This window comes from Brevundimonas mediterranea, from assembly GCF_011064825.1.
Classification (GTDB): Bacteria; Pseudomonadota; Alphaproteobacteria; order Caulobacterales; family Caulobacteraceae; genus Brevundimonas; species Brevundimonas mediterranea_A.
This window is the reverse complement of record NZ_CP048751.1, coordinates 2,120,763-2,133,953: the sequence shown is the minus strand read 5'-3', so window position 1 is coordinate 2,133,953 and position 13,191 is coordinate 2,120,763. Positions and strand designations below refer to the sequence as shown.

Sequence of the window (13,191 nt, the reverse complement as noted above, 5' to 3'; positions counted from 1 at the left end):
CCGGAACCCTAATCGCCGAGCGCGTGTTTCCTCGCCACACTGGAGAGGACACACCATGCCCACCGAACGCACTGTCGAACACCCTGACGGCCGGGTCGAACGGATCACCGAGAACGATCCCGCCGCAGCCCCCGTCGTCGTCGAGAGCCGTCGCGGCGGCGGCCTGGGCGGCGTCGTCGCCCTGATCATCGGCCTGGCCCTGGTCGGGCTGATCGGCTGGTTCCTGATCAACATGAACCGCAACGACGCCGTCGAGTCGAACGCCATCGCCGGCGCCGCAGACAGCGTCGGCGGCGCGGCCGAGAACATCGGCGACGCAGCCCGCGACGCGGTCCCGGACCGCCAGCCCCCGGCCAGCTAAGGCGTCAGGGGGCCGCGGGCCGCCACTCGGGTCCGATCGGCTCCAGGCCCTGGGCTTCCAACCGGGCCAGGACGCCGTTCGGCTCCGCCAGCAGCCGAAGCGGTGCGATGGCCACCGTTACCCCGGGCTGCGACAGAGCCTCGTCGACGGCCTCATTCCAGATGCCCCGCAATCTCTCGCCCTCGCCCATTACCGCCCAGTAGGAGCAGGCGTTCGTCGCCTGCTCCAGTGGCGAGGCCAGCACCGCCGGCACCTGCCTGCGTCGCCAGGCCTCCGCCCGTCGTTCGCCCTCGACCTCCCCGGCTTCGGCGGCTGTCGCCGCTCTTTCGATACAGTCCAGATAGGCTTCGGGCGGCGTGGTCAGGATCTTCTCGACCATCTCGTCGCCGCGAAAGACGCCGACAGGTTCGGCCGGCTTACGGGATTTGCGCGCCGCCCCGCGCACTACCTCCGACACGGGCCGCGCGCGTCGGGCATAGCCACCGTGTTCCATCAGGTCGGCCGACAGCATCAGCATACTTTTGCGGCTTGGCCCCTCGGTTGTAATCCGTTCCACCCGCGCCTCAAGCTCGGGCGAGAGATAATCCGCGCTCGTGCGGTCGTTGGGCAGGCGCGTCAGAGTTCGCATCCGCCAAAGCAGCCGTCCGACATCCGCCAACGACGCCTGGCCCTGTATCGGGAACAGCACGCGATCCGCCCCTTCCACCGCAGAGACCAGAGCGTCTGTGCGCCATTCCATGTCTCGCGGCAGGCCGTCGATAGACCCCACCAGGATCAGCGTGCTGTCGCCGCGTTGGACCTCCCACATCGGGCCCTCGATCCGGCGCGCAACCACGACGATCTCATCGACCGTGGCGGGCTCCTCGGCCGTCTGGGCCAGCGTCGGCGTCGGCGCAGCGATCAGCCCCAAAGCCAAAATCAGTGCTTTCATGTCCATCTCCCGTACGCACGACCGTATAGTCTCACAATCGAAAGTATAGACACGTGAACACTCTGTAATGCTGTCGTCGATTTAATCCACCTTTCGGCCTTGTAACTGGAGATGAACGCGACAGATCGGCACACCTCTCGCCAATGGACCGAGGGAAAGACCGATGACAAAGACACTGCTGCTGGCAAGCACCGCCCTGCTGCTTTCCGCCGTGAGCGCCCAAGCCGGCGACGAACCGCAGGTGGCCCAGGCGCCCGTGCCGACCGGACCGGTAAGCCAGGCGCCCCTGGCCGACGCCGCCCAGCGGGGGGTGCTGGTCTTCACGCCCGCCTTCTTTCTCGCTCAACAGCCCAACACCGCGCTCGACATGGTCAACCGCGTGCCCGGCTTCGACCTCGACGACGGCACGGGCGCGCGCGGCTTTGAGGGGGCGGTGGGCAATGTCCTGATCGGCAACGCCCGACCGGCCTCCAAGAACGACACCGGCTCCAACGTGCTCAGCCGCACCCCGGCCCGGCAGGTCGAGCGGATCGAGCTGATCCGGGGCGGCGCGCCCGGCATCGACATGCAGGGGTTCTCGGTGGTGGTGAACGTCATCCTGAAGAAGGAGACCAGCCGCCAGTCGATCCTGACCTGGAACACCACCCAGTTCGAGGGATCGGGCCAGGACCTGTACGGCGGCAGCTACCAGTTCACGGCCCGCAGCGGCGACCGCAGCTGGGGCGTCACCCTGTCCGACGGCGTCAGCATGAGCGATTCCAATGGCCCCGGCCGCCTGATCCGCCGCGACGCCTCGGGCAATGTGCTGCGCGACGAGCTCACCGACACCGACGGCTACGGCGGCGGGAACTCGATCCGCGGGACCTACGCCGGCCCGCTCGCGGGCGGCAAGGTCGATCTGACCGCCCGCTACGGGATCAACGACTGGCAGGGCTACAACACCAGCCGATCCGCCACCGCCTTCCGCGAAAGCCTGGACAGCGAGGACAGCGACAGCGGCGAGTTCGGCGTGACCTGGGAGCGTCCCCTGAACGACCGTTTCAAGCTGGAAACCCGGCTGATGCACGAGTTCGGCAGCTGGGACGGGGTCTCGACCTACAACGTGCTGAACAACGGCGTGGACGCCCCCGAACAGATCTTCGCCTATTCCGGCGAAAGGTCAGAGACCATCCTGCGCGCCCTGGTCCGCCACGAGCGCTCGCCGAAGCTGACGATCGAGACCGGCGGTGAGATCGCCTACAACATGCGCCAGGCCGATCAGGCCTATACCGAGGGCGGCGCGCCCATTCCCCTGCCCAGCGCCTCGGTCAAGGTCGAGGAGACGCGCGGCGAGGCCTTCTCTAAGGGAACCTAGCGGCTGCACCCGGACCTGACGCTGGAGGCCGGCCTGCGCCTGGAAGCCTCGACCATCAGCCAGTCCGGCGACGCCGACCAGGAGAAGAGCTTCTTCTTCGCCAAGCCCCGCTTCATGGCCACCTGGACGCCGATGCCGAACAACCAGCTGCGCCTCCGCTTCGAGCGCGAGCTGGGCCAGCTGGACTTCTCCGACTTCGCCGCCTCGGCCGACCTGGAAGAGGAGAACGTCTATGGCGGCAACGTCGATCTGGAGCCGGAGCAGCGCTGGATCTCGGAACTGACCTACGAACGCCGCTTCTGGGGCGAGGGCGTCGTCTCCATCGGCTATCGCCACGACGAGATCATCGACGCCATCGACCGGATCCCCCTGGCCGGCGGTCTGTCGGCGGTGGGCAATATCGGCGAGGGCACGCTGGACCGGCTGTCGCTGAATGTGACCCTGCCGCTGGACAAGCTGGGCGCGCCGGGCGCCCGCTTCACCTTCAAGAACGACTGGAACAAGACCGCCGTCACCGACCCGACGACGGGCGAAGAACGGCCCATCTCGGGTGTTCGGGCCACCCAGGCCAATATCGGCATCGAGCAGGACATCACGCGCTGGAAGCTGCAGTGGGGCGTGAACTGGCTGCCCTATCTGGGCCAGCCCAACTATTCGCCGGATCAGGTCTCCAGATGGCGCGGCACGGACTATTTCGAGATGTTCGCCGAGTACAAGCCGAGCCCGACCCTGGCGATCCGCGCCCAGCTGAACCTGTGGGACGACTTCACGAACAGCCGGACGGTTTTCGCCGACCGCGAGACCCGCGCCGTGGCCTTCATCGAGGACAGCACGGTCGATCCCCGCACCTTCGTCTCGATCCGGGTCCGCAAGACCTTCTGAGGCGAAGGCCATTTCCAAACAAAAAAGGCGGCGTCCGTGAGGACGCCGCCTTTCTCATGTCGGGCCTTGAGGATCAGCCGGTGGTGGAGGTTCGCGGCGCAGCGATATTGCCGTCTTCCTGGCCTCTATCGCTCAACGTGGGGCCGGGATGACCGTCGCCGTCGTTAGCTCCATGCGACCAGCCCTTGATGAAGAAGCTGACAACGATGAAGGCGACGCCGATGCCCATGCCCCACAGCCCCAGCATGCTGAACACCTCCAGCGAGGTGCGCAGGGCCAGACCGGGGTCCAGCACCTGTCCGCCGACGGTCTCCGTACCCGCCAGGCCAGCGATCCAACCGCCGACATACTGAGCGATTGAACTGGCCAGGAACCAGACCGCCATCATGAAGCTGACCACCTTGGCCATCGACAGTTTGGTGATCTCCGACAGGCCGACCGGCGACAGGAAAAGTTCGCCCGTCGTGTGGAACAGATAGAGCAGGCCCAGCAGCAGCAGAGGCATCTGGAAGGCCGAGTCGGCCATGCCAGCGCCCCACACCACGATCATGAAGCCCAGACCGACCTGAAGCAGGCCCAGGCCGAACTTCATCGTCGGATTGGGGTCCAGCTTGCGCTTGGCCAGGAAGGCCCACAGCGCGGCCATGATGGGGGCGAAGATCAGGATGAAGCCCGCATTGAAAGACTGAGTCTGGGCGGCGGTGATCGTCGCGTCGATCCAGAAACCGCTCGGCGTGATGCCAGCGGCGGCCAATTGGGCGGGCGTTCCGACTGTGACCCCGAGGAACTGGAAGGCCTGCGGCGTGATGCTCAGGTCCACGTTACGATCAGCAAACAGATTCAGCGACGTGCCGGCCTGTTCGAACAGGGTGAAGAACACCACCGATCCGAAGATCAGCACCATCGCCAGCATCATCCGCTCGCGCTGAGCCTTGCTTTCGCAGACCTTGACGATGACGTAGAGGATGAACAGCAGCGAGGCGACCGTCGCGGCGCCTAGGACCCAGCCGACCAGAGCGTTTCGCTGGACCATGAACCAGACGACGCCGACACTCAGGGTGCTGAGCAGATAGATCGACCATTCGCGGTTGATCGGTCCCAGCAACGGCTTTTTCAGATCAGCGTCGGCCGGCGGCTCGCCCTTGCCTTGCAGCAGCGGCTTGCCGAGCATGAAGACGACCCAACCCAGCGCCATGCCGATGCCCGCCAAGCCGAAGCCCGCCCACCAGCCGACAGTCTGCCCGAGAAGCCCGCAGAGCACGGCGGCCCAGAAGGCCCCCAGGTTGATGCCGTAATAGTAGAGGGTAAAGCCGGAATCCCGGCGTGGGTCGCCCTGCGGATAAAGCTGTCCCACGATCGTCGAAATGTTCGGCTTCAGGAAACCGACCCCCATGATGATCAGGGAAATCGCCAGGTAGAAGACGTTTACGCCCGCCATGTCGCGGGTAGCCTCGATCTTGTACTCGGCGGTCGGAATGACGGCCGGCAGAGTCGAGGTCGCGGGCAGGTTCTGAATGGCGATGCCGTTTTCGGCAGGTTCGAACTTGTACTTCTGGCCGTCGATGACGATCGCGACGTCACGGGCCGCACCACGGCCTTCGGCGTCGATCTGGTAGGTCTGACCGGCGTAGGTCAGGGTTTCTGTCGCCGGGCGTCCCTCGAAGGCCATCATGCCGTGACCAGCGACCAGCAGCAGAGCGCCGAAAGCTACGGCCTTGCGCGTGCCAATGAAGCGGTCGGCCATGATGCCGCCCAGCAGGGGCAGCAGATACACCAGAGACGTGTAGGAGCCGTAGGTCGAGCCCGCCATCGAGTCGTCGAACAGGAAGTGCTGCGTCAGGAAGAAGATCAGGATGCCGCGCATGCCGTAGTAGGAGAAACGCTCCCACATCTCGGCGAAGAACAGGATGATTAGCCCTCGCGGATGGTGTTTGAGGATCTGCATCAGCACCGGCACGCCGGTGGCGAAGGTGATGATCAGTCCAAGGGCGACGACGATGTTCATACCGACCTCCCCCAATGTGCATGCAGGCGTCGCGTAAGTCGCGCTGTCCCCAAGTCCGTCGCTGTCAACGGCTCACTCCCAACTGCCGCGCCGCAACTGGGCGCGCGAAAGGGGCATACCCAGCACAGCAGGCAAATGCGAACAAGTGTTAAGGCTGTCGCGCCCCCTCCCTTCACTGTCTGACAAAGGCCACTTTGGCCCGGCCTCTGCACTGTGCGCCCTCGAGCAGCAGTCCCGGTTTCATTATGGGAAGGAGCGCCGATGTCCGTGCGACCCATCCGCAGATCCGACTACGAGGCCCTGAACAGGCTGCATCGTCAGGTCGGGTGGCCGGAGCGATCGCAGGCGGGGTGGCGCTGGCTGGAGGACAATCCGGCGCGCCGCGACATCGACGCGCCCTTCGGCTGGGTCGTCGCCGATCGGCGGGACGAACCGGTCGCCATGCTGGGCAATCTGATCCAGAGATTCTGCAAGGACGATGAAAGCCTGTACGCGGCGACGGGCTTTTCCATCATCGTGCCGCCGGAACGCACCGGCGCCAGCCGCTGTCTGATCAAGGCGATCCTGGCTCAGCCCGACCTGTTCGCCTGCTATACGCTGAACGCCAATCCCCGCGCGGCGCCGCTTTATCGGCTGTTCGGCCTCAAGCCGGGGCCGACGGAGACCCACGCCCTGAAACTGTCCTGGATGGTGGATCCGCTGACCTGTCTGAAGGGTCGACTGCTGCGGCGTCTGCTGGGCGGGATTTCGGCGGAGCAGGCCCGACGTCTCGGCGAGCCCCTGATGAACGCACGCCTGTTCCAGCCTCCACGCCTGCAATTGCCGGACGACGTCGTCGTGCTGCGCGATGTCAGGGAAAACTCGCCCTATGCCGACTTCTGGCGTGCGCTGACGGCCGAGGGGCGGCTGCTGGCGGACCGGGGGCCCGAGATCATGGCGTGGCGCCTGGCCGACCCGGACCAGACCTTGCCCCCCATCCTGCTGGGGCGGATGCGCGACGGACGACTGGTGGGGACGGCGACGGCGATGATGACCAAGACCAGCCCGATCGAACCGCCGTGCCTCGACATCATCGATCTGACGGCGCTGCAGACGGACCCCGAAGCGATCGAAGTCCTGGCGGGCGTCCTGATCGACAATGCGCGGGCGCTGGGCGCGGCCAAGGTGCGGTTGCCGGTGACCAATCCGGACATCCTGGACCATCTGGGCGCCCTGCCGCCCAAGGCGCGGCGCGAAGGCGGCTGGGGGCATTGTCACGCGCGCGTCGATGACCCGGTCCTGGCTGAAACCTGGGCGCCGACGCCGTTCGACGGCGACTACGCCGTCTGCGCCCGCCCCGTGCCTCAACCCCGCGCCCGGCGCGCGCCGGTCCGCGCCTCAGCGGTCCAGGGTCGGTTCTGGAAGGCCTGACCCCGACCGGCCGGCGGGAAATTCCGGCTTCAGGGACGCGCCTTCAGCGCGTCGCGAATCTCGACCAGCAGGGATTCGATCGGCGTGGGGGCCGAGGGCGCCGGATCGGGCTTGGCCGCCTCCTGGCGCCGCATGCTGTTGACGCCCTTGACCACCAGGAAGACCACGAAGGCGACGATCAGGAATTGGATCACGGTGTTGGCGAAGGCGCCGTACTGAATCGCCACCTTCTCGACCGCCTCGGTCGCCGGATTCTCGCGCCGCAGCACCCATTCCAGTTCGGAAAAGTCGATGCCGCCGGTCAACAGGCCGATGGGGGGCATGACGACCTGATCGACCAGGCTCTTGACGATGCCGTTGAAGGCCGCGCCGATGATCACCCCGACCGCCAGATCGACGACGTTCCCCTTGACCGCGAACTCGCGGAACTCGGACAGCAGGCTCATTCGCAAACTCTCTTGGCAGTCAGGACGTGGAAATTCAGGCGTCGCCGGACGCGTTCAGACGCTCGCGCAGTTCCTTGCCGCTCTTGAAGAAGGGCACGGCCTTGGCCGGCACCTCGACCGTCTCGCCGGTGCGCGGATTGCGACCCAAGCGCGCCGGACGGGACCGCACCGAAAAGGCGCCGAAGCCGCGCAACTCGACCCGGCCGCCCTCGGACAAGGCCCCGGTCATCTTGCCGAGGATGACATTCACCAGCCGCTCCACCTCCGCATGGGTCAGGTGGGTGTTCTCGGCCGCCAGCTTTTCGATCAGTTCAGACTTGATCATCAGGGCCCCTGCCAGCTCGCGATCGACAGGCCAGCGCTCGCCGACGATCCAGAAGCCGCACACTAACCCTCGCTCGCCGCGTGAAAAAGCCCTTATCCGCCAAGGAGGGGCGGCATTCGCATGATTTATGTCCGGTTCCGCTCATGCCGGTGCGCCAAAAAGAGAAAAGGGCGGCGGGATCGCTCCCGCCGCCCTCATCTTTTTTACGCTACCGCGGAGCGCGCGGCGCTCCGCAGCTTGAGCGCCTACTCCTTGGTGCCGGCGTTCTTCAGCGCGGCGCCCAGGATGTCGCCCAGAGAAGCGCCCGAGTCGGACGAGCCGAACTGTTCGATGGCTTCCTGTTCGTCCTTCATTTCCAGCGCCTTGATCGACACCGAGACGCGGCGCGAGGCCTTGTCCACGGCGGTGATCATGGCGTCGACGCGGTCGCCGACGGCGAAGCGTTCCGGACGTTGCTCGTTACGGTCGCGCGACAGGTCCGACTTGCGGACGAAGGCCGTGACCGGCGCGTCGTCTTCACCGAACTTGACCTCGATGCCGCCCGACTCGATCGACGAGACGGTGACGGTGATCTGCTGGCCGCGGCGATAGGTGTCGCCCTCGCCGATCGGATCGCCGCCCAGCTGCTTGATGCCCAGCGAGACGCGTTCCTTCTCGACGTCGACGTCCAGGACCTTGGCCTTGACCATCTCGCCCTTGCGGTAGCGCTGGATGGCTTCTTCACCCGAGACCGACCAGTCGAGGTCGGACAGGTGGACCATGCCGTCGATGTCGTTGTCCAGGCCGATGAACAGGCCGAACTCGGTGGCGTTCTTGACTTCGCCCTCGACGGTCGAGCCGATCGGGTTGTTGGCGACGAAGGCGTCCCACGGATTGTCCTGAGCCTGTTTCAGGCCCAGCGAGATGCGGCGCTTGGAGGCGTCGACGTCCAGGACGACCACGTCCACTTCCTGAGAGGTGGAGACGATCTTGCCCGGATGGACGTTCTTCTTGGTCCAGGACATTTCCGAGACGTGCACCAGGCCCTCGACCCCGGCTTCCAGCTCCACGAAGGCGCCGTAGTCGGTGATGTTGGTGATGCGGCCCGTGTACTTGGCGCCGACCGGATACTTGGCTTCCACGCCGTCCCAGGGGTCCGACTGCAGTTGCTTCATGCCCAGCGAGATACGTTGGGTGTCCGGGTTGATCTTGACGATCTGGACCTTGACGGTGTCGCCGACGGCGAGAACCTGCGACGGGTGCGAGACGCGCTTCCACGACATGTCGGTGACGTGCAGCAGGCCGTCGATGCCGCCCAGGTCCACGAACGCGCCGTAGTCGGTGATGTTCTTGACCACGCCTTCGCGGACTTCGCCCTCTTGCAGCTGGCCGACCAGCTCGGTGCGCTGTTCGGCGCGGGCTTCTTCCAGGATGGCGCGACGCGAGACGACGATGTTGCCGCGCGGACGGTCCATCTTCAGGATCTGGAACGGTTGTTCCTTGCCCATCAGCGGGCCGACGTCGCGCACCGGACGGATGTCCACCTGCGAGCCGGGCAGGAAGGCCGAGGCGCCGCCCAGGTCGACGGTGAAGCCGCCCTTGACGCGACCGACGATAGCGCCGTTGACCGGCTGGCCTTCGGCGAACACGACTTCCAGACGGGTCCAGGCTTCCTCGCGGCGGGCCTTGTCACGGCTGATGACGGCTTCGCCCAGGGCGTTCTCGACGCGCTCCAGGTAAACCTCGACGTTGTCGCCGACCTTCGGCAGCTTGGCGTCTTCGCCCTGGCCGAATTCGCGCATCGAGATGCGGCCTTCGGTCTTCAGGCCGACGTCGATGATGACGATGTCTTTTTCGATGCCGACGACGCGGCCGTGAACGACCTGGCCTTCGCCGAAGTCGCGACCCTGAAGCTGTTCGTCGAGCAGCGCCGAGAAGTCGTCGCGCGTGGGATTGAGAGTATCAGACATGAAGCTCTGGTGTTTCCGGTAGGGCTGTGGCGCGCGACCGAACGGCCCCGCGCGAGGTGGACGCCCCTCACACAGCAAAGCGCTGCGCCGAGGCGAGAGGAAAAGATAGGCAGGTCGTCAGGATGCGAGGCCGTTCAGAACGATCAAAACGCCCGCGGAAGCCGAGGATGGACGCGTTGGATTTGCGAAACCGGTCAGAGACCGTGTTTCACGCGCGCCGCCTCGACGATACGGCGGGCCGCATCGAAGGCCGCCTCTATACCCATGTCGGTGGTATCCAGCAAGACCGCGTCTTCGGCCTGGACCATCGGCGCCGCGCCGCGACCGGCGTCGCGCTCGTCCCGGCGCTGAATGTCGGCCAGCATGTCGTCGAAGCCGATGTCGAAACCCCGCGCCGTCAACTGTTTCCAGCGGCGGTCGGCCCGGGTCTCAGGCGCGGCGGTGACGAACAGTTTGGCGGGTGCGTCAGGCGCGATCACCGTGCCGATGTCGCGCCCGTCCAGCACGGCGCCGCCGGCCTGGGCCGCGAAGGCCTGTTGCAGGTCCAGCAGGGCGGCGCGCACGCCGGGATGGCCGGCGACACGGCTGGCCGCCTCGCCCGCCTCGCCGGTGGTCAGGCGGGGGTCGTCGGACACCTGAGCCGCGTCGAGGCCACGCGCCGCCTCGGTCGCCGCCGCCTCGTCGTCCAGCGAACCGCCGGCCTCCAGCAGTTTGACGCCCACGGCGCGGTACAGCAGGCCGGTGTCCAGATGCGGCAGGCCATAGGTCCGCGCCAGCCGCGCGGCGATGGTGCCCTTGCCCGAGGCGGCGGGGCCGTCGACGGCGATGATCAGCGACATCAGGCGGCGGAGTCCACGCGAACGGGGGCGAGGCGAAGGCCCAGGGCCTGCATCACCTTGAAAATGGTCGAAAGCTCGGGCCGCCCCTCTTCGCTGAGCGCCCGATAGAGGGCCGTGCGCGACAGGTCCGCGTCCCGCGCCATCTGGGTCATGCCCTTGGCCCGGGCGACGACGCCGAGGGCGTTGGTGATGATGCGCGGATCGCCGAGCTCGGCAGCGTCTTCGAACGAGGAGACCAGATACTCTTCCACCGCCTCGGGCGTGTTCAGGTAACGGGCGGGATCGAATTCGATCAGGGGCTCAGTCATTTCGATACTCCTCAGCCAGCCGTTTCGCCTCGACAATGTCGCGGTCCTGGCTCGACTTGTCGCCTCCAGCCAGCAGAATGACCCAGGCGTCGTTCTTCTTCGTCGCATACAGACGATAACCGGGTCCGTAGGCGATCCTCAGTTCGCTGACGCCCTCGCCCACCGGCTTCACATCGCCCCAGTGACCGCCGGACAGTCGTTCGAGCCGGGTCGTGATCCGAGCCACCGCCCTGTGATCGCGAAACCTGAGAAGCCAGCGATCGAAAACCGGCGTGAAGGTCAGCCTTACAGCCGCATTGTCGTCCATAGGCGACATTTCGTCAAGCGATCTGACCGCCCAGGCCGTTCATCATCTCGACGAAGCCGGGGAAGCTGGTGGCGATCATGCCGGGCTCGTCGACCGAGACCGGCTGATCGGCGGCCAGGCCCAGGACCAAATGGCTCATGGCGATGCGGTGATCGTGAGCCGTGTGGACAACAGCGCCGCCCAGAACTCTGGGGGCGCCGGTGACGATGAAGCCCTCGGGTTCTTCCTCCACCTGCACCCCGCAGGCGCGCAGGCCCTCGACCATCAGCGAGATCCGGTCGCTTTCCTTGACCCGCATTTCGCCCACGCCGCGCATGACGGTGACGCCGTCGGCGAAGGCCGCCGTCGCGGCCAGGATTGGATATTCGTCGATCATCGAGGCGGCGCGCGCTTCCGGCACGACCACGCCCTTCAGGGCCGAATGACGGGCGGTGATGTCGCCGACGTCCTCGCCGCCGGCCTGACGCCGGTTCGATATGGTCAGGTCGGCGCCCATTTCGAGCCAGGTGTCGAACAGGCCGGTGCGCAGGGGGTTCAGCATCACCCCCTCGACCGTCACCACCGAGCCCGGCACGATCAGACCCGCCGCCAGGGGGAAGGCGGCCGAGGACGGATCGCCCGGCACGGCGACGAAGGTTCCGGTCAGCGGCTGACCGCCCTTCAGCGTGACCGTCCAGCCCTCGCCCATTTCTTCCACACCGACTTCGGCGCCGAAGGCGCGCAGCATGCGTTCGGTGTGGTCGCGGCTCTTCTCCGGCTCCGTCACCGAGGTGACGCCCTGGGCGTTCAGGCCGGCCAGAAGTATGGCCGACTTCACCTGGGCCGAGGCCACAGTCTGCACATAGTCGATCGCCGTCAGCGTCCCGCCGGTCAGGGCGACCGGGAGCCGGTCCTCGGCCGCCTGCCAGTCGAACCGGGCGCCCATGTCGGCCAGCGGGCCGGTGACGCGCTTCATCGGCCGCTTCCGCAGCGAGGCGTCGCCGTCGAAGGTGGCCGTCAGCGGAAAGCCGGCGGCCGCCCCCATCAGCAGCCGCACGCCGGTGCCGGCGTTGCCGCAATCGATCACCGTCAAAGGCGTTCTGAAGCCGCCCGCCCCCTCGATACGCCATTTGCCGTCACCGGTCCGCTGGACCTTGGCGCCGAAGGCTTCGACCGCGCGGGCGGTGGCCAGGACGTCGTCGCCTTCCAGCAAACCCTCGACCTCGGTGACGCCGGAGGCCATGCCGCCCAGAATCATCGAGCGGTGTGACATCGACTTGTCGCCGGGCGCGCGAACCGTTCCGGCAAGGGCGTCAGAGCGTCTGGAAGTCAGTTGGGACGGCATAATCACCCGCTTCAGGCTGCGTTCGCGAAAGGGCCGCGCGGGCGGCGCGAAAGACAGCTTTTGACAGCGGCTCCTAGGGGTGGCAAGGGACCGCCCCGAATTCAACCCGTTGAAGGTTCCAAACGTGGCCAATCCCGAACTGGGCGCCAAACAGGTTTGCCCGAACTGCCAGGCTAAGTTCTACGACCTGAACCGCCGCCCCGCACACTGCCCCAAATGCGCGACCGACTTCGATCCCGAAGAGGCGCTGAAGCTGCGCAGCCGTCGCGTGCGTCCCGGCTATCCCGCCGACGACGAAGAGACCGAAGATCAGGTCAAGGACAAGAAGGCCGAGTCCGACGAGGACGAGGAAGAAGAGATCCGGGCTCCGGAGATCGACGAGGAAGGCCATGAGCCGATCCTGACGCCCGACGACGATGACGACGACGCCCCCGCTGACGCTTCGGAAGAAGCCGGCATGGGCGCCACCGACGGCGACGACGACCTGGCCGACGACGATGACGACTCCGTGCCGTTCATCGAAGACGACGACGATGACTCCATCGAGGACGAGATCGCCAAGCCGTCGCGCGACGACGACTGATCTTTCTTGTTGCGTCCGCCGCATTTCCCGCTAGGAACTGCGGCGGACGGTCGATTTCAGCCCTCTTTTGGTTTGAAATCGCTGTGTTTTTTCGCCTCCGGAACCGATGCGAAAATAAATGTCGAAACGGGCTTGATCGCAAAAAAGCTCTGACATAGGTTCCGCCG

At 66.2% G+C, this 13,191-nt stretch carries 14 protein-coding genes; 5 read left to right on the top strand and 9 right to left on the bottom strand.

Annotation, left to right across the window (positions count from 1 at the left end):
• Positions 1 to 55: 55 nt before the first annotated feature.
• Positions 56 to 361, top strand: a complete 306-nt coding sequence (locus GYM46_RS10485; protein WP_008260749.1) for a hypothetical protein — start codon at positions 56 to 58, stop codon at positions 359 to 361.
• 4 nt (positions 362 to 365) lie between these two features.
• Here the strand turns inward: GYM46_RS10485 and GYM46_RS10480 are convergent, their stop codons facing one another.
• Positions 366 to 1,292, bottom strand: a complete 927-nt coding sequence (locus GYM46_RS10480; protein WP_154725806.1) for a TraB/GumN family protein — start codon at positions 1,290 to 1,292, stop codon at positions 366 to 368.
• Between the two features lie 163 nt (positions 1,293 to 1,455).
• Here GYM46_RS10480 and GYM46_RS17035 point away from each other — a divergent pair, with 163 nt between their 5' ends.
• Both GYM46_RS17035 and GYM46_RS17030 read left to right on the top strand, forming a co-directional pair.
• Entirely contained in the window at positions 1,456 to 2,646 is a 1,191-nt protein-coding gene (locus GYM46_RS17035; RefSeq protein WP_008262124.1) for a TonB-dependent receptor plug domain protein, read from the top strand.
• Positions 2,647 to 2,649: 3 nt separating this feature from the next.
• Positions 2,650 to 3,528 (top strand): TonB-dependent receptor, encoded by an 879-nt coding sequence (locus tag GYM46_RS17030; RefSeq protein ID WP_432207131.1) that lies wholly within the window; start codon positions 2,650 to 2,652, stop codon positions 3,526 to 3,528.
• A gap of 73 nt (positions 3,529 to 3,601) precedes the next feature.
• Here GYM46_RS17030 and GYM46_RS10470 read toward each other — a convergent pair whose 3' ends face one another.
• Positions 3,602 to 5,533, bottom strand: coding sequence for a peptide MFS transporter (locus GYM46_RS10470; RefSeq protein ID WP_008263862.1), 1,932 nt, complete (start codon positions 5,531 to 5,533; stop codon positions 3,602 to 3,604).
• Between the two features lie 261 nt (positions 5,534 to 5,794).
• On the opposite strand from GYM46_RS10470, the gene GYM46_RS10465 reads away from it, so the two are divergent.
• Positions 5,795 to 6,943, top strand: coding sequence for a GNAT family N-acetyltransferase (locus GYM46_RS10465; protein WP_008262218.1), 1,149 nt, complete (start codon positions 5,795 to 5,797; stop codon positions 6,941 to 6,943).
• Positions 6,944 to 6,972: 29 nt separating this feature from the next.
• Here GYM46_RS10465 and mscL read toward each other — a convergent pair whose 3' ends face one another.
• The 7 genes from mscL to aroA form a co-directional block, all read right to left on the bottom strand.
• Positions 6,973 to 7,389: a large-conductance mechanosensitive channel protein MscL gene (mscL, locus tag GYM46_RS10460; RefSeq protein ID WP_008263083.1), complete on the bottom strand. Its 417-nt coding sequence runs from the start codon at positions 7,387 to 7,389 to the stop codon at positions 6,973 to 6,975.
• Positions 7,390 to 7,423: 34 nt separating this feature from the next.
• Complete coding sequence (locus tag GYM46_RS10455; protein WP_035307045.1) at positions 7,424 to 7,714, bottom strand: integration host factor subunit beta; 291 nt, start codon at positions 7,712 to 7,714, stop codon at positions 7,424 to 7,426.
• Positions 7,715 to 7,959: 245 nt separating this feature from the next.
• On the bottom strand, positions 7,960 to 9,663 hold the full coding sequence (gene rpsA / locus GYM46_RS10450; protein WP_008262491.1) for a 30S ribosomal protein S1: 1,704 nt from the start codon (positions 9,661 to 9,663) through the stop codon (positions 7,960 to 7,962).
• Between the two features lie 194 nt (positions 9,664 to 9,857).
• On the bottom strand, positions 9,858 to 10,502 hold the full coding sequence (gene cmk, locus GYM46_RS10445; RefSeq protein ID WP_008262509.1) for a (d)CMP kinase: 645 nt from the start codon (positions 10,500 to 10,502) through the stop codon (positions 9,858 to 9,860).
• On the bottom strand, positions 10,502 to 10,810 hold the full coding sequence (locus GYM46_RS10440; RefSeq protein WP_008262856.1) for an addiction module antidote protein: 309 nt from the start codon (positions 10,808 to 10,810) through the stop codon (positions 10,502 to 10,504). The genes cmk and GYM46_RS10440 overlap by 1 nt, the downstream gene beginning before the upstream one ends.
• A complete protein-coding gene (locus tag GYM46_RS10435; protein ID WP_008258638.1) occupies positions 10,803 to 11,117 on the bottom strand; it encodes a type II toxin-antitoxin system RelE/ParE family toxin in 315 nt (104 codons plus the stop codon). The genes GYM46_RS10440 and GYM46_RS10435 overlap by 8 nt, the downstream gene beginning before the upstream one ends.
• Before the next feature lie 13 nt (positions 11,118 to 11,130).
• Positions 11,131 to 12,441: a 3-phosphoshikimate 1-carboxyvinyltransferase gene (gene aroA / locus GYM46_RS10430; protein ID WP_008264235.1), complete on the bottom strand. Its 1,311-nt coding sequence runs from the start codon at positions 12,439 to 12,441 to the stop codon at positions 11,131 to 11,133.
• A 124-nt stretch (positions 12,442 to 12,565) separates the two neighbouring features.
• Between aroA and GYM46_RS10425 the strand changes: the two genes are divergently transcribed.
• Positions 12,566 to 13,024 carry a TIGR02300 family protein gene (locus GYM46_RS10425; protein WP_008261678.1) on the top strand — a complete coding sequence of 153 codons (459 nt, stop codon included), beginning with the start codon at positions 12,566 to 12,568 and terminating at the stop codon, positions 13,022 to 13,024.
• Positions 13,025 to 13,191 lie beyond the last annotated feature (167 nt).